The organism is Massilia oculi (assembly GCF_003143515.1).
GTDB classification, from domain to species: Bacteria; Pseudomonadota; Gammaproteobacteria; order Burkholderiales; family Burkholderiaceae_D; genus Telluria; species Telluria oculi.
In genome coordinates this window covers 2583970-2605891 of record NZ_CP029343.1, presented here as the reverse complement: position 1 = coordinate 2605891, position 21922 = coordinate 2583970, and the positions used below count along the sequence as shown (strand labels likewise).

The 21922-nt window shown below is 66.4% G+C and carries 17 protein-coding genes; 11 read left to right on the top strand and 6 right to left on the bottom strand.

Annotated elements, in window-relative coordinates:
• Positions 1–2 precede the first annotated feature (2 nt).
• The gene (locus tag DIR46_RS12075; RefSeq protein WP_109345432.1) at positions 3–1271 is read right to left on the bottom strand and encodes an efflux RND transporter periplasmic adaptor subunit; all 1269 of its coding nucleotides are present in this window, start codon (positions 1269–1271) and stop codon (positions 3–5) included.
• A gap of 169 nt (positions 1272–1440) precedes the next feature.
• On the bottom strand, positions 1441–3219 hold the full coding sequence (locus DIR46_RS12070; RefSeq protein WP_109345431.1) for a YbhB/YbcL family Raf kinase inhibitor-like protein: 1779 nt from the start codon (positions 3217–3219) through the stop codon (positions 1441–1443).
• A gap of 225 nt (positions 3220–3444) precedes the next feature.
• Between DIR46_RS12070 and DIR46_RS12065 the strand changes: the two genes are divergently transcribed.
• Positions 3445–5043, top strand: a complete 1599-nt coding sequence (locus tag DIR46_RS12065) for a MutS-related protein (protein WP_229446578.1) — start codon at positions 3445–3447, stop codon at positions 5041–5043.
• Here DIR46_RS12065 and DIR46_RS12060 read toward each other — a convergent pair.
• Complete coding sequence (locus DIR46_RS12060; protein ID WP_109345429.1) at positions 4989–6818, bottom strand: phytase; 1830 nt, start codon at positions 6816–6818, stop codon at positions 4989–4991. The two genes, DIR46_RS12065 and DIR46_RS12060, sit on opposite strands and share 55 nt — an antisense overlap.
• Positions 6818–9340, bottom strand: a complete 2523-nt coding sequence (locus DIR46_RS12055; RefSeq protein WP_109345428.1) for a TonB-dependent receptor — start codon at positions 9338–9340, stop codon at positions 6818–6820. The genes DIR46_RS12060 and DIR46_RS12055 overlap by 1 nt, the downstream gene beginning before the upstream one ends.
• A gap of 289 nt (positions 9341–9629) precedes the next feature.
• Here DIR46_RS12055 and DIR46_RS12050 point away from each other — a divergent pair, with 289 nt between their 5' ends.
• The 5 genes from DIR46_RS12050 to DIR46_RS12030 all read left to right on the top strand — a co-directional run bounded on the left by DIR46_RS12050 (position 9630) and on the right by DIR46_RS12030 (position 13323).
• The gene (locus tag DIR46_RS12050) at positions 9630–10493 is read left to right on the top strand and encodes a GGDEF domain-containing protein (RefSeq protein ID WP_109345427.1); all 864 of its coding nucleotides are present in this window, start codon (positions 9630–9632) and stop codon (positions 10491–10493) included.
• Positions 10490–11539 (top strand): AraC family transcriptional regulator, encoded by a 1050-nt coding sequence (locus DIR46_RS12045; RefSeq protein ID WP_109345426.1) that lies wholly within the window; start codon positions 10490–10492, stop codon positions 11537–11539. Before DIR46_RS12050 ends, DIR46_RS12045 begins: the two co-directional genes overlap by 4 nt.
• An 80-nt stretch (positions 11540–11619) precedes the next feature.
• Entirely contained in the window at positions 11620–12111 is a 492-nt protein-coding gene (locus DIR46_RS12040; protein ID WP_109345425.1) for a hypothetical protein, read from the top strand.
• 22 nt (positions 12112–12133) lie between these two features.
• On the top strand, positions 12134–12364 hold the full coding sequence (locus DIR46_RS12035) for a hypothetical protein (RefSeq protein ID WP_109345424.1): 231 nt from the start codon (positions 12134–12136) through the stop codon (positions 12362–12364).
• Positions 12361–13323, top strand: a complete 963-nt coding sequence (locus DIR46_RS12030; protein WP_109345423.1) for an alpha/beta hydrolase — start codon at positions 12361–12363, stop codon at positions 13321–13323. Before DIR46_RS12035 ends, DIR46_RS12030 begins: the two co-directional genes overlap by 4 nt.
• 5 nt (positions 13324–13328) lie before the next feature.
• On the opposite strand, the gene metE is transcribed toward DIR46_RS12030, so the two are convergent.
• Positions 13329–15608, bottom strand: a complete 2280-nt coding sequence (gene metE / locus DIR46_RS12025) for a 5-methyltetrahydropteroyltriglutamate--homocysteine S-methyltransferase (protein ID WP_109348003.1) — start codon at positions 15606–15608, stop codon at positions 13329–13331.
• 103 nt (positions 15609–15711) lie between these two features.
• Here metE and DIR46_RS12020 point away from each other — a divergent pair, with 103 nt between their 5' ends.
• Positions 15712–16593, top strand: a complete 882-nt coding sequence (locus DIR46_RS12020; RefSeq protein ID WP_109345422.1) for a LysR family transcriptional regulator — start codon at positions 15712–15714, stop codon at positions 16591–16593.
• Here DIR46_RS12020 and DIR46_RS12015 read toward each other — a convergent pair.
• A complete protein-coding gene (locus DIR46_RS12015; RefSeq protein ID WP_109345421.1) occupies positions 16590–17498 on the bottom strand; it encodes an AraC family transcriptional regulator in 909 nt (302 codons plus the stop codon). The two genes, DIR46_RS12020 and DIR46_RS12015, sit on opposite strands and share 4 nt — an antisense overlap.
• A gap of 99 nt (positions 17499–17597) precedes the next feature.
• Between DIR46_RS12015 and DIR46_RS12010 the strand changes: the two genes are divergently transcribed.
• The 4 genes from DIR46_RS12010 (at position 17598) to fusA (ending at position 21872) form a co-directional block, all read left to right on the top strand.
• Positions 17598–18338, top strand: a complete 741-nt coding sequence (locus tag DIR46_RS12010; RefSeq protein ID WP_109345420.1) for an SDR family oxidoreductase — start codon at positions 17598–17600, stop codon at positions 18336–18338.
• A 307-nt stretch (positions 18339–18645) separates the two neighbouring features.
• Complete coding sequence (gene rpsL / locus DIR46_RS12005) at positions 18646–19029, top strand: 30S ribosomal protein S12 (protein WP_005663517.1); 384 nt, start codon at positions 18646–18648, stop codon at positions 19027–19029.
• Positions 19030–19166: 137 nt separating this feature from the next.
• Positions 19167–19637, top strand: a complete 471-nt coding sequence (gene rpsG, locus DIR46_RS12000; protein WP_005663516.1) for a 30S ribosomal protein S7 — start codon at positions 19167–19169, stop codon at positions 19635–19637.
• 129 nt (positions 19638–19766) lie between these two features.
• Complete coding sequence (fusA, locus tag DIR46_RS11995; protein WP_109345419.1) at positions 19767–21872, top strand: elongation factor G; 2106 nt, start codon at positions 19767–19769, stop codon at positions 21870–21872.
• Positions 21873–21922 lie beyond the last annotated feature (50 nt).

Below are 21922 nucleotides of genomic sequence, written 5' to 3'. Positions count from 1 at the left end.
GTTCAATTGTTGAGTGAGACGCGTGCGGCGTTCTTGAAGGCGTCGGTGCCCGAGATGACGACCTGGTCGCCAGGTTTCAGTCCGGACAGGATCTCCACCGCCGAGATACTGGTCGCGCCCAGCTGGATCGGCGTGCGCACGGCGACGCCGTCCTGCATCACATAGGCATGCCGGCCACCTTCGTTCTCGACGAATGGTCCCCGCGGCAGCATCAGCACGCCAGGCTTTTCCTCGATCAGCAGGCGCGCCGTGACGCGCTGGCTCTGGCGCAGCCCCTTGGGCTGCTCGCCGTCGAAGCGCACCCGCGCCAGCACCTGGTTCTTGACCACCTCGGGCGACAGCGCCGACAGCTTGCCGGTGGCGCGGCCCGAGGGCAGGGTGATCTCGGCGCTCATGCCCAGGCCCAGGTCGCCGGCATAGGTCTCGGGCACCTCGACCTCGACTTCGAGCTTGGACAGGTCGACCAGCGTCATCAGGGGAGCATTGGCGATGACCACCATGCGGTTCTGCACGTTCAGGGTGCCGATGAAGCCATCGACCGGCGCGCGCACGGTCAGTTCGTCGACGCGGCGCTGGGCATTGGCCATCGACAGGCGCGCGCGCTCCATCTCGTTGGTCTTGGTGCGGATCGCCAGCTGGACGTCGTCGCCTTCGAGGTTGGCCGCCTGCGCCGCATGCCTGGCGCGGATGCCGGCCGAGTTGAGGGCGTCCTGGGCCTTCTGGTAGTCGATCTTGGCGATGATACCGACCACGCCCACGCTGTCGTAGCGCTCCACGGTGCGCTGGGCCGACAGGCGCTCGATCTCGGCGGTGTCGGCTTCGCGTTTGGCCAGCAGTTGCTGCTTGCGCGCCAGGATCTGCTGGCGCGCCACCTCGGCCTTGAGCTGTTCGTAGGTCGAGACTTCGCGCTTGAGGGCGTCGGTCAGGTCGGGCGACTCGAGCACCGCCAGCACGTCGCCCTTCTTGACCGTGTCGCCGGCGGCGACCTTCAGGTTGACGGTGGCGGGGGCGGTGGAATACAGGGTGGGACTGACGGCGGCCACCACGCGGCCGTTGACGGCAGCGTCGCGCACCAGCGTGCCGCGCTGGACTTCGGCGATGCGCACGCGGCTGCCGGAGACGGAATGTTCGCTGCCGCTCCAGGCGGCGAACACGGCGACGCTGGCGGCCAGCAGGGCGGCGGCGCCCCCGATCAGCAGCGCGCGGCGCTTGAAGGTGTGGGACGCCGGTGTGGCGACGACGGCGTCTTGTTGGGATGTATCGCGGATCATGTTGTGTCCAGTAACGACGGGTTGTCTGTCGTTACTGCACGATCCGTGCCAGCGCTTATTTCAATGTTAAGTCATTGATTTATAATAGGATGCCCGGACGGGCACCGCTGTCCGCGGTGTCCGTCCGGCCCTTGGCGGTCGTTCGCGGACACGGCTGTCCGCTCAACGTTCACTTCTGCGGCTGCTGCTTCTGCCCGTACTTGCCGACGATCTCGCCCTTGGCCAGCACATGCCCCTTCATCGCCGCCAGCACCTGGTCGCGGTCGGCGCCGAATGGCACGTCGAGCATCGTGTCCAGTGCATAGACCTGGAAGTGGTAGCGGTGCGCCGCCTCGCCGGCCGGTGGCTTCGGGCCATAGTAGCCGGGCGCGCCGCGCGTGGTGCGGCCCTGCAGCACGCCGTCCGGGTCGGACAGGCGGGGCTGCTCCTGCACGCCTTCCGGCACGCTGGTGATGGTGGCCGGGATGTTCCACATCACCCAGTGCACGAAGGGCGTGACCGGCCTGGCGTCCGGGTCTTCCATGATGACCGCGTACGACTTCGCGCCGGCCACGGCTTTCCAGGACAAAGCCGGCGAAACGCCGTCCGCGTACTCGGTGTAGCGCTCGTGCATCATGGCGTTGGCGCCAAAGCTCGACGAGGTCACGCTCAGCTGGCCCTTTGCCTCGGTCTCGGGGCGCTGGTTCGCCAGCGGGACCTTGTTGCCTTTATTGACCTGCTGCTCCATGGGGCCGGCCGGCGCCTTCGGCGGCGTGGCGGCGGCTGCCTTGCCGCCGGTGTAGGCGACGCGGTAGATCACGCCATTGGCGTCGTCCGCCATCAGCAGCGAACCATCCTTGGCCAGCGCGAGGCCGACCGGGCGCGCGATATGGGTCTTGCCGCCATCCGTCAGGAAGCCGGTGACGAAAGGCTCGACCGAGGTCGCCTGGCCGTTTTGATAGCGTACGCGCACGATCTCGTAGCCCGACGCCGGCACCCGGTTCCACGAACCGCGCATGGTGACGAAAGCGTCGCCCTGGTATTCCGCCGGGAAGGCGCTGCCGGCGCCCCATACCCACTGCATCGGCGCCGCATGGGCGGTATAGCCCAGCACCATCGGTGTGCTGCGCGCCTTCCATTGTTCCTTGGTGATCTCGCCCTGCGGCGTGCTTTGCGGGTAGATATCGCCGGCGCCATACACATGCGGCCAGCCGTATTGCTTGCCCAGCTCGATCTTGTTGATCTCTTCGGGCTGGACGTCGTCGCCCAAAAAGTCGATGCCGTGGTCGAAGCCCCACAGCTCGCCCGTAGCCGGATGCCAGCCGAAGCCGATCAGGTTGCGCAGGCCGCTGGCGAAGATGGTGCGGCTCTTGCCGTCGGGGGACACGCGCAGCAGGGTGGCGTTCTCCACATTGCTCTCGTTGCAGGTATTGCAGGTGCTGCCGACGCTCAGGTACAGCATGCCGTCCGGGCCGAAGGCCATGGTGCGGTTGGGGTGCTGGCCCGAATCGGGCAGGTCGCCTATCAGCATCTTGAGTTCGCCCAGCCGACCGTCGGGCTTGATGTCGGCCACGAACAACTCCTTGACGGTGACCAGGTACAGCTTGTTGTCGCGGATCGCCAGGCCGTGGGCGCCGGCGCGGTTGGCCACCGTGACCGGCGCGCCGTCGGCGCGGCCGTCGCCGTCGGCGTCGCGCAGCAGCAGCACGTCGCCCTGGTCGCGCCGGCTGAGGTAGACGTCGCCGTTCGGCGCCACTGCGATGATGCGCGCATTCTTGAGTCCGGTCGCAAAGGCGCTGACGGTGAAGCCTTGCGGGGCCTTCAACGCCGCGATGCGCTCGGGGGTAGCCTCTACCTTATTGGGTTTCCAGACGTTGATCCTGGTGGAGAACATGGTGCCGTCGCCCTGCTGGGCGGTGGCCGAACCGAATATCATGCACAGCGCGGCTGCGAGGGATGCGCGTTTCATTGGGGGCTTGCCTTTCTTGGTCGTTGTTGGTGGGAGCCTTGCGCCGTTGATCCTGCCAGTGATTCCGAACGCGGTATGTTGGGCAACGTACGTTGTCTGATTGATGACCCGTTATGCGTGACGCTTAATTGCGTCCGATAAATGCTTTCGGTCTTGCAAGTGGGGAATCGTGCCCCGATGTTGGGCTGGCACCCGGCGCCGCCGGTTCTTCCTCCAGGACAAGCCTTGTCATTGCTCGACCGCATGCAAGACCTGTTGCGCAGCCTCGCGCTCGCCCCACCCGCTCCGCCGCCGCGCCATTTCTTCATCCCGGACGAAGTCGAGCGCCTGTACCGCCTCGATGGCATTGCCGGCATCGACGACCAGACCTGGAGCGACTTGCTGCTCGAATCGTATGAAGAGAAATTGGCGCCCCGGGCCAGCATCTTTGCGCGCCAGGTGCTGCACCGGCGCCTGCGGGCCGGCATCGACGACGCGGCATGCATCGCGCAGCGCGCGCGCCTTCAGGCGCTGATGGACGACCCGGCGCGGCTGGATGCGATCGACGCCAGCCTGTCTACCTTGCGCCATGCCGATGCCGAGGTGGCCGGCCTGCTGTTCCAGGATACGGCCCCGGCCATCCCGTGGTGGCCGCGCTGGCTGTGGCTGCTGCCGCTCGCGCTGCTGTTGTCGCTGGCCGCCCTGGCGACCCTGCCGCTGGGCTGGATGCTGACGCTGGCGGCGCTGGCTCCCCTGATGGCGCTGCAGATGCGTCTTCACCGTCCGCTCGAGCAATGGGCCGCCACCATCCGCGCGCTGCATGCGCTGCTGCGCGCGACCAGCCTGCTGGGTGGGCAGGGCGGGCCGCTGCTGGAGCCTTTCGTGGAGATGCGCTTCAAAGCCGAGCGCCTGCACCTGCGCCTGGCGCGCTCGCTGAGCCTGCGCATGATCCCGGGCGCGATCCAGTACGCCGACTGGTTCGCGGCGGCCAACGTGGCCTTCTACTTCAAGACGCTGCGCACCGTGCACGCCGAGCGTGACTTGCTGCGCGAGTGCTACCTCGCTTGCGCCAACCTCGAGGGCGACGTGGCGCTGGCGCGCCACCTGGCGTCGAGGGAGCGCTGGTGCTGGGCCGAGCGCGGCGATGCGCGCACGCTGGTGCTGGATGGCGGCATCCATCCCCTGATGACGCAGCCGGTCGCCCTGTCGGTGGCGCTGGAAGGAAAGGGCGCCTTCGTCTCGGGCCAGAACGCCTCGGGCAAGAGCACCTTCCTGCGCATGGTGGGCCTGAACGCGATCGCGGCGCGCGCGTTCGGCTTCTGCTACGCCACGCGGGCCTGCCTGCCGGCGCTGCCGGTGCGCGCCAGCATGCAGAACGAGGATTCCCTGCTGGGCGGCGAGAGCCTGTACATGGCGGAACTGCGGCGGGCGAAGGAATTGCTGGATGCCGCCGGCCAGCCGCCGGGCATCTGCCTGATCGATGAAGTCTTCCGCGGCACCAACCACCTGGAATCGGTGTCGGCCGCCTGCGCCGTGCTGGAACAGCTGGCCGGGCGCGACCTGGTGCTGGTGTCCTCGCACAACCTGGTGCTGGCGCCGCTGCTGCGCGAACGGTTCGCGTCATTCTTCATCGACACCGCCAGCGGCCAGCCGGTGCTGGCGCCGGGCGTGCTACGCAATCCGAACGGCATCGCGCTGCTGGCGAGCCAGGGGTTCGGATCGGAGATCGAAGAGCGGGCGGCCGAAGTGGCGCGCTGGTTGAGCAGCCACCTCGTGGAACCCGAACCGTCTCACTGTTCCAGCTTCAAGGCCTTGGAGACGTCGTCCCAGGCCACCGCCTTGTAGTTCTGGGCACCGTCCGGCATGCGCTTGAAGCCGTCGTGCACCACCAGCATGCCGCGCGCGTACGGGCCGCCGAAGTTGGCCGAGCTCACTTCCAGGCCGTCGGTCTCGGACGCGCCGTCGATGCCGGCCACCGGATCCATGCCGATCCGGAACGCGCCGCGCACCTTGAACGGCGGCGCCGCGTCGAACACCACGTAGCTGCTGTTGCCCTGGCTCGACACCACCAGGTAGCTCTGCTTTTTGCCGTGGTAGATGCCCATGCCTTCGATGTCGTCGTGCAGCCATTCGCCCACCGGCATCACCATCTTGAGCGTGGCCGGCTGGTCGGCCCTAGCCGACGTGACCCACAGCGCCTTGTCTTCCTCGCCCACGAACAAGAGGCCGCTGCGGTCGTCCGCCACGCAGCCTTCGGGTTGCGTGGCGAGCCTGAACTGGCGCGCCAGCTTCGCGCCGAACTTGCCGCCGCTGCGGGTGATCTGCCAGTGCTCGTAGCGGCCGTCCTTGTCGTTGACGAAGGCATCCAGGCCGCCCTCGGCGGTGCGGTAGGTGCAGGTGCCGTAGATGTCGTTCAATCCGGTCGGCAGGCGCGCCGCTTCCGCCAGCATGCCCCTGGCGTCGATCGTGAACAGCACCATCGCATTCTCGTCGCGCTGGGTGGCCAGGGCCAGGTCGAAGCGCTCGCCGCCGAAGCGCAGGTCCTGGCGCACGTCGACGTTGTTCAGACGGCCCGCCGGCAGGAACTGGGTTTCCTTGCCCTGCAGGTCGTACACCAGCATGCCCTGCTTCTTGTTGGTGCCGAGGATGCGCGACTGGCTCGCATCCTTCGGGTTGACCCAGATCGCCGGATCGTCGGCGGCGTCGCCCAGTTGCGCCACCGGCGCGGTCTGCATGCGCGGCATCACGATCGGCAGCGCGCGCGGCGGTGCGGTGCCGGCCTTCCACGCCAGCGCCGGCGCCTGCCAGCCCTTTTTCGTCTGCACCAGCAGCGAGGCGCCGCCCAGCGCCACCAGCTGCTTGCCGCCCAGCGCGCGTGCCGGCAGCGCGGTCCAGGCCGCGCCGGCGCGGCGCCAGCTCAGCAGGTCGCCTTTGTCGTCCAGGGCGGCGACGCCGCCCGGCAGCACGGCCAGGCCCTCGATCTCGCCGGCCAGCTTGCCGTAGGGCGCGCGCAGCGCCACCGGCACGCGCGCCGACGGACCTTCGGCATCGGCGCCATAGGCCCACAGGCCCATGCCTTCCTCGGCCACGAACAGCGTGGCGTGGGCATCGTCGACGCGGCAATGGGTGACCGCGGTCGGCAGCGCCAGGCGGCGCACCAGGCGATAGCCGCCTTGCCCTTCGCCGCCCAGCAGCCACTGCTGCGCCTGGCCGTCCGGTCCCACCATGAATACATGGTCCAGGCCTTGGGCGTCGCGGTACATGCAGGCCGCTTCCAGGCCGAAGCCGGCTTCCGGCATCGGCGGCAAGGCTTTCAGGGCGCCGGCCGCGAGGTCGACCCGCACCGGCTGCACGCGCTCGGTGTTGGAATCCATGACGATCGCCAGCACGCCGCCTTCGACCGGGCGCAGGTCGAGCTGCTCGGCGCGCACCGCCAGGCTGGCGCGTTCGCTGCCGTCGGCGCCGACCAGGCGCAGGGCCTTCTTGTCGAGCGCCAGCCAGGCGCCGCCCGGCAGCGCGGCCAGGGCTTCGGTCTTGGCCAGCGAAGCCGGCACTTGCGGCGCGGCGGCGGCCGCCGCGTGCAGGGTGGCGAGGAGAACCAGGGAAACGATTTTTTTCATTAGAAGATGCTCGCTTTCAGGCCGATCTTGAAGGTGCGGCCATATTGTTCATGTTGCGCGTTGCGGGACTTGTCGCCCATGTAGACGTAGTATTTTTCGTTGTTCAGGTTGCTGGCGTCGAAGGTCAGCTGCCAGCGCTTGTCGAGCTTGAGCGACATCGAGAGGTCCAGCTGCTTCTGGGTGTCGACGTAGCGGTCCTGGCGCGCGTCGAGCACGTCCTCGCCCAGTTCGAGCAGGTAGGGCGACTTGTAGTTCATCGCCAGGCGGGCGCTGAACGGACCGGACTCGTAGCCGACCATCAGGTTGCCGATGCGGTTTGACTGGCCCGGCATGCGGATCGCGCGCGCGCCGATCCCACCGTCGCCGTCGGCGCTGTCGATGTCGGCGCGCGAATGGGTGATGGCGCCGTTGATGCCGATCAGCAGGCCGTTGAACGGCGCCGGCAGCATGCGCAGCGGCTGCTGCCAGGCCAGTTCGATGCCGCGCACGCGGGCCTTTTCGCCGTTCTTGTACGAGATCGCGCTGGAGAAGTCGGCCCAGTCGCCGCGGCCGGCCAGGTCGGTGGCGTAGGTGAAGTCGCGGATAGCCTTGGTGAACACATAGGCCGACACCACGCCGTCGCCGCCGATGGTGCGCTCGATGCCGAGGTCCAGGTTGTGCGAGCGCAGCGGATCCAGGTCCGGATTGCCGATGGTGGCTTCGTCGTCGCCATCCAGGCTGACGCCCGGCGCCAGCTGGGCGAAGTTGGCGCGCACCACCGAGTTGCTCCATGCCGCGCGCAGGCTGGTGTGCTGGTCGAGGTCGTAGCGCAGGTGCATGCCCGGCAACCAGTTGGTATAGGAGCGCGAAGCGTTGCGCGGCGTGATCTCTTCTTCGTCCGTCACCTGCGAGCCGTCGGCCTTGAAGCGGGTGCGCTCGGCGCGCACGCCGGCCAGCAGCGTCCAGGCGCCGCTGCGCAGGCTGGCCTGCACGTAGGCGGCGTCGATGTCTTCCTGCAGCTTGAAGTCGTCCAGCGCCGAGTCGACGATGGCGCGGGCGCCATCGCGGTTCAGGCCGGCCAGGCGGGCACGGACCAGGTTCGGGTCGATCGCGTAACCGAGGTTGCCGAACGGGTAGTCGAGGCGCTTGCCATTGACGAAGGCCGTCATCGAGGTCGGGCCGGCGCCCCAGTAGTCGCCATCGCCGGGATCGTCGCTGCCGAATTCCCAGGCGTCGGTGTCGGTGCGCTTGTCGCGGCGGGTGGCCTTGGCGCCGAACTTGAACGCGCCGCTCCAGTCGCCGGCATCGAATTCGCGCTGCAGGTCGAGGCGCAGCTGGTGGCTGGTGTCCTTGGCATAGGCGCGCTCGATCGCGAACGAATCGAGTTCGTAGTTTGCCGCGTCGGCCACGCCGGCCGGGGCGATCAGGTGCGGGGCGCGGGTGTTGGTGAAGCCGACGCCCTCGAAGCTCTCGACGTTGGTGAAGCGCGCGTCGCTGATCGCGTTCGGGGTCTTGTCGGTGGCGCGGCTGGTGGCGGCCTCCAGCCGCATCTTCCAGGCGTCGCCGAAGCGGCGGTCCATCGAACCGGTGAGCGAGCGGATCTCTTGCGTGTACTTGCGCTGGCGCAGGCGGCGTTCGATGGTGGCGGGAGCGAGTTCGCCTTCGACCACGCTTTCGTCGTCGTTCTCGAAGTCGCCCACGGTCATGCGGTCGCGCGACTCTTCGTCCGAGAAGCGGCTGAGGAAGCCGCGCAGGGCATAGCTGGTGGCCGCGTCCGGGCGGTAGTCGAGGTTGAAGGCGCCGGCGCGGCGTTCGCGCGTGGGCAGGTAGTCGCGCAGCTCGAAGCCTTTCAGGCGATCGCCGTCCCAATCGCCGCCCGTTTCCACGTTGTCCGAGCCGAACTTGCGCTTCTCGCCCGACAGGCCGGCGGCGATGCCCAGCTTGCCGTCCATGAAGCGCTGGGCCCACAGCAGGCTGGCGCTCGGGCTGTTCTGGTCGGTATTGGTGTCGTGGCTGGCGGCCACGCCGACGCTGAGCAGCTTGCCCGGCAGGTCGAAGGCCGACAGGGTCTTGACCTCGACCGTGCCGCCCAGCGAACTGGCGTCCTGGTCGGGCGTGGCCGACTTGGTCACTTCCAGCGAGCGCACCAGGCCGGCCGGCAGCACGTCCAGCGCCACCGCGCGGCGCGTCGCTTCCGGCGAGGGCACCATGGCGCCATTGATGGTCACGCTGTTGTAGTCGGCGTCCAGGCCGCGCACCACCACGTAGCGGCCTTCGCCCTGGTCGCGCTGGACCGAGATCCCCGGCACGCGCGCCAGCGCCTCGGCGGCATTCTTGTCCGGCAGGTGGCCGATGTCGTCGCTGCTGATGACGCTGACGATGTTGTCGGCCTGTTCCTGGGCGGCGATGGCGCGCGCCAGGCTGGCGCGCTGGCCGGTGACGACCACGCTGGATTCGACGGCCGGCGCCGGAGCAGGGGCAGCGTGGACGCCGGCAGCGGCCAGCAGGCTGGCAGTGATGGCGGGGAGGGCGAGATAGCGCATGGGGGCAAGGAATAGTTGGAGTGGGGCGGATTCTGGTTCCCGAATGTGACGAAACGGTGACGACTTCCGGTCGATCAGGCGTCACGGACCCCTTGGCGGCGCAGGATGAGCCGAATTGACCCGGCGCCGGCCATGGGCGGCCTGCGGCGGGCACGGCTGCGCATGGGGCGTGGCCGGATCGGTTGAGCCGTTCGGACCCTGTGCCGCGACGCGACGGTTTGCCATCCTGTCATCCTGCGGTCATCTGGCTGCGCTATGTTCCGGCGATCCACCCTTGAATCCTGCCCGTATGTCCAACGTGATCCGCCATGCCTTGCTGATCGGCGCGCTGCTCGGCGCCTTCGCCTTCCTGTTCGTCGGCACCGGGACCACCATCCCGATGGCCGAATGGGACTGGGTCGACATCGCGAGCGAGGGAGGCACCTCGCTGCTGGCGGCGCTGTGGTGCCTGATCGTGCTGTCCAGCCGGCCGGACGGGCTGGTCACGCGGCTGCTGGCCGGCGGCCTGGCCTGCATCATGCTCGGCTCCTGGGCCGATTGCCTGGACGAGGTGGTCGACATCGACAAGGCGGCGCTGTGGGACAACGCGCTGGAGTCGCTCCTGCCGCTCGGGATGCTGATCCTTACCGTCGGCATGTATTACTGGAAGCTCGAGCAGGCCACGCTGTCCGATCACATGCGCAAGCGCGAGCGGCTGTTTCGCAACCATCGCCCGTTCGACCGCATTACCCAGCTGGCCGACGCCGCCTACCTGCGCGAGCAGCTGCGCCTGGAGAGCCGTCGTAATGAAGGCGATGGCGCCAGCGCGCTGGTGCTGTTCGACATCGACGAATTCCACCGCATCAACCGCGAACACGGCCAGCTGGAAGGCGACCGCGTGCTGCAGGCGGTCGCGCACATGCTGCTCCTGAACCTGCGCAATGAAGACCTGCTGTGCCGCTATGCCGGCGACCGCTTCGCGGTGCTGATGCCGGGACTGACGGAGCCTGACGCGCGCGACGCCGCCCAGCACCTGTGCCGCATGGTGTCCTCGATGCGCCACCATGCGCCCAAGGGACGGGTGCGGATCTCCCTGCGCCATGGCTGCGCGCCCACCCAGGGCGCACCGGATGCGCTGCTGGCCACCTTGTGCCGGCAGATGGACGCCGTGTGATCGCCTGGCAACCTGCCGGGGAACCGTCGATCCCGGCGCGGCAGCAGCCCGCGCTGGCGCTGGAATACGGCCGCTCGCGCGATGCGGACGACGCCGACCTGCTGTGTGACACGGGGCTGGTGGCCGGTCTGAGTCCCGATGGACTGGTCGCGCCGGCGCAATACCTGCAGCAGCTGTCGAACACCCTGCGCACCCTGGACGGCGCCGACACCAGCTTCATGCTGGGCCAGTTGCTGCTGCCCGGCCACGACGGCGCCGCGAGCCACGCGCTGGTGCAGGCGCCGAACCTGCGCGCGCTGCTGCAGACCCTGTGCCGTTTCCATGCGCGCCTGACGCCGCTGTTGCGGCCGCGCTTCGAGACCTGGGGCGACGTGGCGCTGCTGTACTGGATCGACGCCTATGGCGCGCCCGGCATCCGGCCGGCCCTGGTCGAGATGCACATGACGGCGGTGGTGGCGCTGTGCCGCTGGTTGGGCGGCGAGCGCCTGCCGTGGCGCTTCTGCTTCAACCGCGGCGCGCCGCGCCACGTCGAACAGCACCACGTCCACCTGGGCACCGAGTTGCGCTTCGGTTGCCAGCTCGACGCGATGCTGCTGCCCGCCGCCTGGCTCGACCGGCCGTGGCCGCGCGCCAGCGAGATGGCGGCGCGCCTGGCCCAGCAGGCGGCCGAGCAGGAAGAATCGCGCGCGCCGGGCATCCTGGCCGCGCTCTACGACTACCTTCTGGAAAATGTGCGCATGGCGCCGACGCTGGAGCGCACGGCGGCCGATTTCGGCGTCAGCCCGGCGACCTTCAAGCGCCAGCTGCTGCGCCACCACACCCATTTCCAGGGTGAGCTGGACGGGGTACGCACCCATGTGGCGCTGTGGCTGTTCCAGGTCGAGCGGGCCGACAACGAGGAAGTCGCTCGCTACCTGGGCTTTCATGACGCCGCCAATTTCCGGCGCTCGTTCAAGCGCTGGACCGGCCTCACGCCGGGACCGATCCGGGCCGCGCTGGACGGGGAACTGGGCTGGTTCACGGGTGCGCTGGAGCCAGGGATATAGAGGCTGGAGATAATTCGCGCATCTTCCATTCTTCGAGAAGTGGTATCTTTCACAACCAAGAGCGTTTTCGAAGAAGAGGAATGAGCGCCAGCCTGGTCCTGCATATCGTCTGTCCAACCCAGAAGCGTGGCTTTGCCGCGTGCATGTCCTTTTGCTTCGTCTGCCTGCTGGCCTATGGCCTGGCGAGCGGCGCGCGACGCGACCTGTCTGCCGGCGTGATCATGTTTACCGCCTGCGCGCTGGCCATCGTCAGCGTGGCCGCCTGGGCGCTGTATCGCAACTTCGTGTTCCGCGATGAGCTGTACATCGCCCAGGCGGGCGAGCTGCCGCCGATCGAGCTGGCCTTCCGGCCCGATGAGATCCGCGCGGTGCGGCTGCTGCCGGCGCCGGAAGCCTGGACGCCCGAGGCAAAATGGGACGCCCTCGGTTTCGGCCATGGCCGGATCGAGATCGAGACCGCGACCCATCGCTACCATTTCGGGGCGGGGCTGGACCAGCATGAAGCCGAGGCAGTGCTGGAACGGATCCAGGGCTTCTGCCTGGCGCAGCGCGGCCTGCCTGTCGCGGCGTGAATGATATTGAAAGAGGAATGCTATGTCCGAGCTTGAAAAGAAGTGGTGGTTTTCCCTGCCCGTGAGCATGCTCACGGTGATGTCGACGATCCTGTTGCTGCACGCGGCCGGGCTCCCGCCCTTCGAATACGGGGCCGCGCAGTGGGCCGTCTGGTTCCTGTGTTTCATGGGTTTGCAGCGCTGCTTTGCCTTCCTGGGCTGGCTGACGGTCCTGGTGGTGTCGCCCAAGACGATCACCGCGGGGCGCGCATGAAGTCCGCCACCGGCTTCATTGCCACCCTGCTGCTGTTCCTGGCCGCCGGCATCGCCTCGGCACAAACGAGCGAAGAACACATCAACCTCGACACGCCGACCGGCCGCATCGCCGGCACCCTGCAATTGCCGGCCGCCCTCGAGGGCAAGCCCCGTGTCGCCTTGATCATCGCCGGTTCCGGCCCGACCGACCGCGATGGCAACAATCCCCTGATACCGGGCCGCAACGACAGCCTCAGGATGCTGGCCGTGGCGCTGGCCGGGGAGGGCATCGCCTCGCTGCGCTACGATAAGCGCGGCGTGGCAGCCAGCCTGCCGGCCGGGCCGACCGAATCCGAGCTGCGCTTCGAGAACTATGTGGAAGACGCCGCGGCCTGGATCGCCAGGCTGAAGGCCGACCCGCGCTTCGGTTCGGTGGCCGTGATCGGCCACAGCGAAGGCTCCCTGATCGGCATGCTGGCGGCGCAGCAGGGCGGCGCCGCGGCCTTCGTCTCGATCGCCGGGATCGCCGATGGTCCGTCCACCGTCCTGCGCAAGCAGCTGGCCGGCAAGCTGCCGCCGGAATTGAACAAGGAAAGCGAACGCATCCTGACGGCGCTCGAAAGTGGGACCACCGTCGACGACGTGCCGCCGGCCCTGAACACCCTCTACCGCCCGAGCGTCCAGCCCTACATGATCTCGTGGTTCAAGTACGTGCCCGCGCAGCGCATCGCCGCCTTGACCATGCCGGTGCTGATCGTCCAGGGCAATACCGACATCCAGGTGGAAGTCGCCCAGGCCAACGCCCTGTACCGCGCCAAGCCGGATGCGACCCTGGCAATCATCCCGGGCATGAACCATATCTTCAAGCACGTGCGGGCCGACCCGGCGCTGCAGGCCGCGGCCTACAGCGACCCGTCGCTGCCGGTGTCGCCGCTGCTGGTGAAGGCGGTCGGCGACTTCCTGAAAAAGGCCGATTAAGCGGGTCAGGCGGCGCGCAAGGTGTGCGCCGCCGCCACCATATTGCGCAGCGCCGGCAGCACTTCTTCCCAGTTGCGGGTCTTGAGGCCGCAGTCCGGATTGATCCACAGGCGCTCGGCCGGGATGCGGGTGGCGGCCTTGCGCATCAGGTCCACGATGTGGTCCTGGCTCGGGATGTTCGGCGAATGGATGTCGTAGACGCCCGGCCCGATCTCGTTCGGATACTGGAAGTCGTCGAAGGCGTCCAGCAGTTCCATATCCGAGCGCGAGGTCTCGATCGTGATCACGTCGGCATCCATGGCGGCGATCGCGGCGATGATGTCGTTGAACTCCGAATAGCACATATGGGTGTGGATCTGGGTCTCGTCCGCCACGCCGTTGGCCGTGATGCGGAACGATTCGACCGCCCAGTCCAAATAGTCCTTCCACTCCGCACGGCGCAGCGGCAAGCCTTCGCGCAGGGCTGCCTCGTCGATCTGGATCACGCGCACGCCGGCGCGCTCCAGGTCCAGCACCTCCTCGCGGATGGCCAGCGCCAGCTGGCGGCAGCTCACTGACCTCGGCTGGTCGTCGCGCACGAACGACCAGTTCAGGATCGTCACCGGGCCGGTCAGCATGCCCTTCATCGGTTTGTCGGTCAGCGATTGCGCATAGGTGGTCCACTTGACCGTCATCGCCTGCGGCCGGCGCACGTCGCCGAACAGGATCGGCGGCTTCACGCAGCGCGAACCATAGGATTGCACCCAGCCGTTCTGACTGAAGGCATAGCCGTCGAGTTGTTCGCCGAAGTATTCGACCATGTCGTTGCGTTCGGCCTCGCCGTGCACGAACACGTCCAGCCCCAGCGCTTCCTGCTCGCGCACGCAGCGCGCGATCTCGCCGCGCATCGCTTCTTCGTATGCCGCCGCATCCAGTTCGCCCTTTTTATGGGCATTGCGCGCCTGGCGGATCGCCGCCGTCTGCGGGAAGGAGCCGATGGTGGTAGTCGGGAAGCTCGGCAGCTGGAGCAGGGCGGCCTGCTTCAGGCTGCGTTCGGCGTGGCTGCTGGCGCGCTGGCCCAGCTCGGGCGTGATCGCGGCCAGGGCCTGCGCCACTTCCGGGTTCGACACGCGTTTCGAGGCGCGCCGGCGGTCGATCGCGGCGGCGTTTTCCACCAGTTCGAGCTGCACCTGCGAGCGGCCATGGTCGAGCGCATGGGCCAGGATGCGCAATTCTTCCAGCTTCTGCACGGCGAACGCCAGCCAGGAGCGGATCTCGGGGTCAAACGCGGTCTCGTTCTGCAGGTCGACCGGCACGTGCAGCAGCGAGCACGATGGCGCGATCCACAGGCGCTGGCCCAACTGGCGCTGCACCGGCTCGAGCCATTCCAACGTGGCGTGCAGGTCGGTCTTCCAGATGTTGCGGCCGTCGATCACGCCCAGCGACAGCACCTTGTCCTGGCCCAGGGCGTCGATGACCGGCGCGATCTCGGCGCGGGCATTGATCGCATCCAGGTGCAGGCCGTCGACCGGCAGCGCGCAGGCCAGCGCCAGGTTGTCCTCCAGGCGGCCGAAATAGGTCGCCAGCAGCAGTTTCACGCCGCCGTGTTGCAGCGTGTCGTAGGCGCTCGCATAGGCGGCCTGCCAGCGCGCATCGAGTTCGGTGACCAGCGCCGGCTCGTCGACCTGCACCCATTCGATGCCCTGCGTGACGAACCAGGCCAGCAGCTCGGCATACACCGGCAGCAGGCGGGGCAGCAGGTCGAGCCGGTCGCTGCCGTCCTTGGCCTTGCCCAGCCAGAGATAGGTGAGCGGCCCGATGATGACCGGCTTGGCCTTCACCCCCAGCGTGCGCGCCTGGGCCAGTTGTTCGTCGAGGCGCGCGGTGTCGAGCCTGAAACTGGTGTCGGCGCCGAATTCAGGGACGATGTAGTGGTAGTTGGTGTCGAACCACTTGGTCATCTCGCCGGCATGGACGCCGCCGCAGGCATGGTCGTGGTCGCCCTGGCTGCGGCCGCGCGCGACGCGGAAATAAGCATCGAGCGCATCGCCATGGTGGCTATGAGCGCGTTCCGGCACGTTCCCGAGGGTGAAGCTCATGTCCAGCACCTGGTCATAGAGTGAAAAATCGCCGACCGGGGCGAAGTCGAGCCTGGCCTGCTGTTGCCAGTGGCGCTGGCGCAGCCCCGCGGCCTGGGCGCCGAGCTCCTGGGCCGTGGCTTCGCCCTTCCAGAAGCGTTCGAGGGCGAATTTCAGTTCGCGGCGCGCGCCGATGCGCGGAAAGCCGAGGGTGTGGGTAGTCGTCATGATGAAGTCAGCCTGATAAGAATGGATGAGTTCATCATAGGCCGCTCCATCCATGAATAAAATTGGTATGATTTCATCCATCCATTAATTCTGTTCATGTGACATGATCGAACGCATCCACCTGTCCCTGATCCGCGAGGTCGACCGGCGCGGCTCGCTGACCGCCGCCGCCGACGTGCTGTGCCTGACGCAGTCGGCCCTGAGCCACACGGTGAAGAAGCTCGAGCAGCAGCTCGGCACGCCGGTCTGGACGCGCGAGGGCCGCTCGTTGCGCCTGACCCAGGCCGGGCGCTCTCTATTGGCGCTCGCCGAAAGGGTGCTGCCGCAGCTCGAGCATGCCGAGCGCCTGATGCATGAATACGCGCGCGGCGAGCGCGGCACCCTGCGCATCGGGATGGAGTGCCATCCCTGCTACCAGTGGCTGTTGAAAGTGGTGGATCCTTACCTGGCCGCGTGGCCCGAGGTCGACGTCGACGTCAAGCAGCGCTTCCAGTTCGGCGGCCTGAAGGCCCTGCACGGCTACGAGATCGACCTGCTGGTCACGCCCGACCCGCTGTTCAAGCCGGGGCTGCGCTTCGTGCCGGTGTTCGACTACGAGCAGGTGCTGGTGGTGGGCAGCAGCCATCCGCTGGCCGGGCGTACCCACGCCGAGCCGGCCGCTTTGCCCGACGACGTGTTGATCACCTATCCGGTCGACCTCGAGCGGCTCGACATCTATAACCAGTTCTTCCTGCCGGCGGGTTGCGCGCCGCGCCAGCGCAAGACGATCGAGACCACCGACATCATGCTGCAGATGGTGGCCAGCGGCCGCGGCGTGGCGGCGCTGCCGCGCTGGCTGGTGGAGGAATACGCGGGGAGGATGGCGGTGACGCCGGTGCGGCTGGGAGAAGAGGGCGTGTTCAAGCAGATCTTCCTGGGCACGCGCGAAGTCGATGCGGGAACGGCCTACCTGGAAGCCTTCGTCGAGATCGCGCGCAACACCTAAGCCGCAAGCGCCGCTTCGCGCGCATACCTGGCCGGCGGCATGCCGACGTGGCGGGCAAAAGCGACGCTGAAGGTGCTCGCCGAGCTGTATCCGACCTGTTCCGCCACCTCGGCGATGCTGGAGGTGCCGCGCCGCAGCGCGTCGCTCGCCAGCGCCATGCGCCAGCCCAGCAGGTATTCCATCGGCGCCTTGCCCACCGCGCGGCTGAAGCGCTCGAAGAAGGCGGAGCGCGACAGCGCCGCCTCCTGCGCCAGCTCGGCCATGGTCCAGGCGCGCGCCGGCGATTCGTGCATCCGGCGCAGCGCCGCGGCCAGGCGCGCATCCGCCATCCCGCGCACCAGTCCAGTCGAGGCCGCGCTGTCGCCAGTCGAACGCAGCGCCTCGATCAGCAGCACCTCGAGCAGGCGCGTCATCACGCTCGCGCGCGCCGGGCGCTGCTCGCGCGACTCGTCGCCCACCAGCTGCGCCAGCATGGCCAGGCGCGGCTCGCCGCGCACGTGCACATAGCGCGGCAACAATGACACCAGCAGCGCCGCATCGGGCGAAGCGAATACGCAGTGGCCGATGATGTAGCGGCCGTCCGGCGGGCCATCGGGGTCGCCGAGCCGGAATTCTCCCGGTCGCAGCATCACCGGCATCCGGTCGAAGGCCTGCGGATCGGGCGCCTGCATGCTCGACATCGTGAAATTCCAGGTCGCGGGGATGAGCACGAAGTCGCCCGGCACGAGCAGCAGCTCGGGGCTGTCTTCGATGGCCAGCCGGCAGCGGCCTTCGAGCACGATGCAGTACGACGGCTGGCCGGTCTCGGCGCGCCGCACGCCCCAGCGTCCGGCGCCGCCGACCACCTTGGTCATGCGCACGCCGGGCTGCAGCAGGTCGACCACCTCGGCCAATGGATCGGTCATCTCCGGACTCTCGCAAATGAATTGTGGACTGTCGATTGTAGCGCGTCCTGGCGGGCGCGCATATCGTACTGCCACCGCAACCATTCACAGGAGTTCACCATGAAAACCGTCCTGATCACCGGCTGCTCGTCCGGCTTCGGCCTCGAGATCGCCCGCCATTTCCTCGAGCGCGACTGGAACGTCGTGGCCACCATGCGCAACCCCGGCGCCAGCGTCCTGCCGCCGTCCGAACGGCTGCGCGTGCTGGCGCTCGACGTCACGGACGACGCCAGCATCCGGGCCGCGCTCGACGCCGCCGGTCCCATCGATGCGCTGGTCAACAACGCCGGCATCGGCGTGCTGTACCCGCTGGAAGGCATCCCGGTCGCCACCGCGCGCAGCGTGTTCGAGACCAATACGCTCGGCACGATCGCGCTGACGCACGCCGTGCTGCCGGCGTTGCGCGCCAGGGGCGAGGGCGTGATCGTCAACGTCACCTCGTCGGTCACGCTCAAGTCGCTGCCGCTGCTGTCGGTCTATACCGCCAGCAAGGCGGCCGTGAACGCCTTCACCGAATCGCTGGCGCTCGAGCTCGAACCGCTCGGGATCCGCCTGCGCCTGGTGCTGCCGGGGCGCTCGCCGGAAACGCAGTTCGGCGCCAACGCACGCGAGCGCATGGGCGGCGCGATGCCGGACGCCTACGCGCCCTTGCTGGACGCCGTGGTGGCCAATGCGCGCGTGCCGGGGCCGGTCACCCATGCCCAGGATGTCGCGCAAGCCGTGTGGCGCGCGGTGACCGATCCGGCCACGCCGATGCGGATGCCGGCAGGCCTTGATGCCGAGGCACTGGCGGCGGCGTAGGTATACATGGGGTATGCCCCGGCTGGTTGTCGCGGTGATGCCACATTCACCACGGTTTACCGGCCCATGAGCCCTTCTGGCCTTGACGAGGCGGCAAACTGGTTGACCCACCGTCACATTCAGCGTATATTCGCGAGTTCTCGTTTTTATTCTGCACATCGTATACGCATTCGCAGCCGCTCCTTTTGTCGAGTGGCTATCGTCGCCTCCGCTGTCAGTTCTTACGGGACTAGGTTTTAGTCCCCGGGCCAGCCTGTTTGCCGTCCCGGGTCGTCAACGTAGCAGCAATTTAGTTGGATTAGGAACGATGCCAACCATCAATCAATTGATTCGCAAGCCGCGTGAAGCCGCGGTTGTGAAGAGCAAGTCGCCGGCACTGGAAAACTGCCCGCAAAAACGTGGCGTGTGCACCCGTGTGTACACCACCACCCCGAAGAAGCCAAACTCGGCACTTCGTAAAGTCGCCAAAGTGCGTCTGACCAACGGTTTCGAAGTCATTTCGTACATCGGCGGTGAAGGCCACAACCTGCAAGAACACAGTGTCGTGCTGCTGCGCGGCGGTCGTGTGAAAGACTTGCCAGGTGTGCGTTACCACATGGTTCGCGGTGCACTGGATACCCAGGGCGTCAAAGACCGTAAGCAAGCGCGCTCGAAGTACGGCGCCAAGCGTGCCAAGGCTGCGAAGAAGTAATCTTCGAGGTGCGTGTCACAGACACGTCACATTAATTAGATAAGTTGAGCCGGCCGCGAGGCCGAGTAAGTGAAGGGTCATGAGGGCCTTTCGCGAGTGTGGTCACCACACTCAACTGAAGACAGGAAGGAATTGAAATGCCACGTCGTCGTGAAGTACCCAAGCGCGAAATCCTGCCGGATCCAAAATTCGGCAACACCGATGTCGCCAAATTCGTCAACGTTCTGATGCTGTCCGGCAAGAAGTCGGTTGCAGAAAACATCATCTACGGTGCATTCGAACACATTCAATCCAAGTCGGGCAAAGACCCGCTGGAAGTGTTCACGACCGCGATCAACAACGCCAAGCCGCTGGTGGAAGTCAAATCCCGCCGTGTCGGTGGCGCCAACTACCAGGTGCCAGTGGAAGTTCGTCCGGTTCGTCGTATGGCGCTGTCCATGCGTTGGTTGCGCGAAGCCGCAAACAAGCGCAGCGAAAAATCCATGCCGCAACGTCTGGGTGGTGAACTGATGGAAGCGGCTGAAGGCCGCGGCGGCGCGATGAAGCGTCGTGACGAAGTGCACCGCATGGCAGAAGCGAACAAGGCGTTCTCGCACTTCCGCTTCTAAGCATCAGGACTTGGCTTGGGGCTTTTTGCCCCAATCTAGTGTCGCTGCAGTATCTGTTGTTCAGGCCGAGCTCATTTTGATCGTCAAGATGTTGCTCGGTTTTGTCCATTCAAAGATTTAGGAAAAATTATGGCACGCAAGACCCCCATCGAGCGCTACCGCAATATCGGTATTTCGGCTCACATCGATGCTGGTAAAACCACCACCACCGAACGCGTCCTGTTCTACACGGGCGTCAACCACAAGATCGGCGAAGTGCACGATGGCGCAGCGACGATGGACTGGATGGAGCAGGAGCAAGAGCGCGGCATTACCATTACCTCGGCAGCGACGACCTGCTTCTGGAAAGGTATGGCCGGTAACTTCGAGCCTCACCACATCAACATCATCGACACCCCGGGCCACGTTGACTTCACCATTGAAGTCGAACGCTCGATGCGCGTGCTCGACGGCGCCTGCATGGTTTACTGCGCAGTCGGCGGCGTGCAGCCACAGTCGGAAACCGTGTGGCGTCAGGCTAACAAGTACAAAGTTCCACGTCTGGCTTTCGTCAACAAGATGGACCGTACCGGCGCGAACTTCTTCAAGGTCTACGAGCAGATGCGCGCTCGCCTGAAGGCGAACCCGATCCCTCTGCAGATCCCGATCGGCGCGGAAGAGAACTTCCTGGGCGTGGTCGACCTGGTCAAGATGAAAGCAATCATCTGGGACGACGCTTCGCAAGGCATGAAGTTCGACTACCGCGACATCCCTGCGGAACTGGTCGATCAAGCCAACGAATGGCGCGAGAAGCTGGTCGAGACCGCTGCTGAAGCCAGCGAAGAGCTGATGAACAAGTACCTGGAAGAAGGCGATCTGTCGGAAGCCGAGATCAAGGCTGCCCTGCGCCAGCGCACCATCGCTTCGGAAATCGTTCCGATGATGTGCGGTACCGCGTTCAAGAACAAGGGTGTGCAGGCAATGCTGGACGCCGTCATCGAATACCTGCCGTCGCCAGTGGACATCCCACCAGTCGCCGGTACCGATGAAGACGACCAGCCGGTCACCCGTAAGGCTGACGACAACGAGAAGTTCTCGGCGCTGGCATTCAAGATCATGACCGACCCGTTCGTGGGCCAGCTGATCTTCTTCCGCGTCTACTCGGGCATGGTCAATTCGGGCGACACCGTCTACAACCCGGTCAAGGGCAAGAAAGAACGCCTGGGTCGTATTCTGCAGATGCACGCCAACCAGCGCGAAGAAATCAAGGAAGTGCGCGCCGGCGACATCGCCGCTGCGGTCGGCCTGAAAGAAGCGACCACGGGCGAAACCCTGTGCGATCCTTCGGCTGTCATCACCCTGGAAAAGATGGTCTTCCCTGAGCCTGTGATTCAACAGGCAGTCGAGCCGAAAACCAAGGCCGACCAGGAAAAAATGGGCCTGGCGCTGAACCGCCTGGCACAAGAAGATCCATCGTTCCGCGTGCGTACCGACGAAGAATCGGGCCAGACCATCATCGGTGGTATGGGCGAGCTGCACCTGGAAATTATCGTTGACCGCATGAAGCGTGAGTTCAACGTGGAAGCAACCGTCGGCAAGCCACAGGTTGCATACCGCGAAACCATCCGCAAGGCAGTCACCGACGTCGAAGGCAAGTTCGTCAAGCAGTCGGGCGGTCGTGGTCAGTACGGTCACGCAGTCCTGTCGATCGAGCCGCAAGAGCCAGGTAAAGGCTTCGAGTTCGTCGACGCGATCAAGGGCGGTGTGGTTCCACGCGAATACATCCCTGCAGTCGAAAAAGGTGTGCGCGAAACCCTGACCACCGGCGTGCTGGCTGGTTACCCAGTGGTCGACGTCAAAGTCACCCTGACCTTCGGTTCGTACCACGACGTCGACTCGAACGAAAACGCGTTCCGCATGGCGGGCTCGATGGCGTTCAAGGACGGCTGCCGTAAAGCGAATCCGGTCATCCTCGAGCCGATGATGGCCGTGGAAGTGGAAACGCCTGAAGACTACGCTGGCTCGGTGATGGGTGACCTGTCGTCGCGTCGCGGTATGGTCCAGGGCATGGACGAAATCCCGGGCGGCGGCGGCAAGATCATCAAGGCCGAAGTTCCGCTGTCGGAAATGTTCGGTTACTCGACCTCGCTGCGTTCGGCGACCCAGGGCCGCGCGACCTACACGATGGAATTCAAGCACTATTCGGAAGCTCCGAAGCACGTGATTGACGCCATCGTCACCGCGAAGTCCAAGTAATAGATAATGGAGGGATGGGACGTCCCATCCCTCCAGTTAAACAAATATAT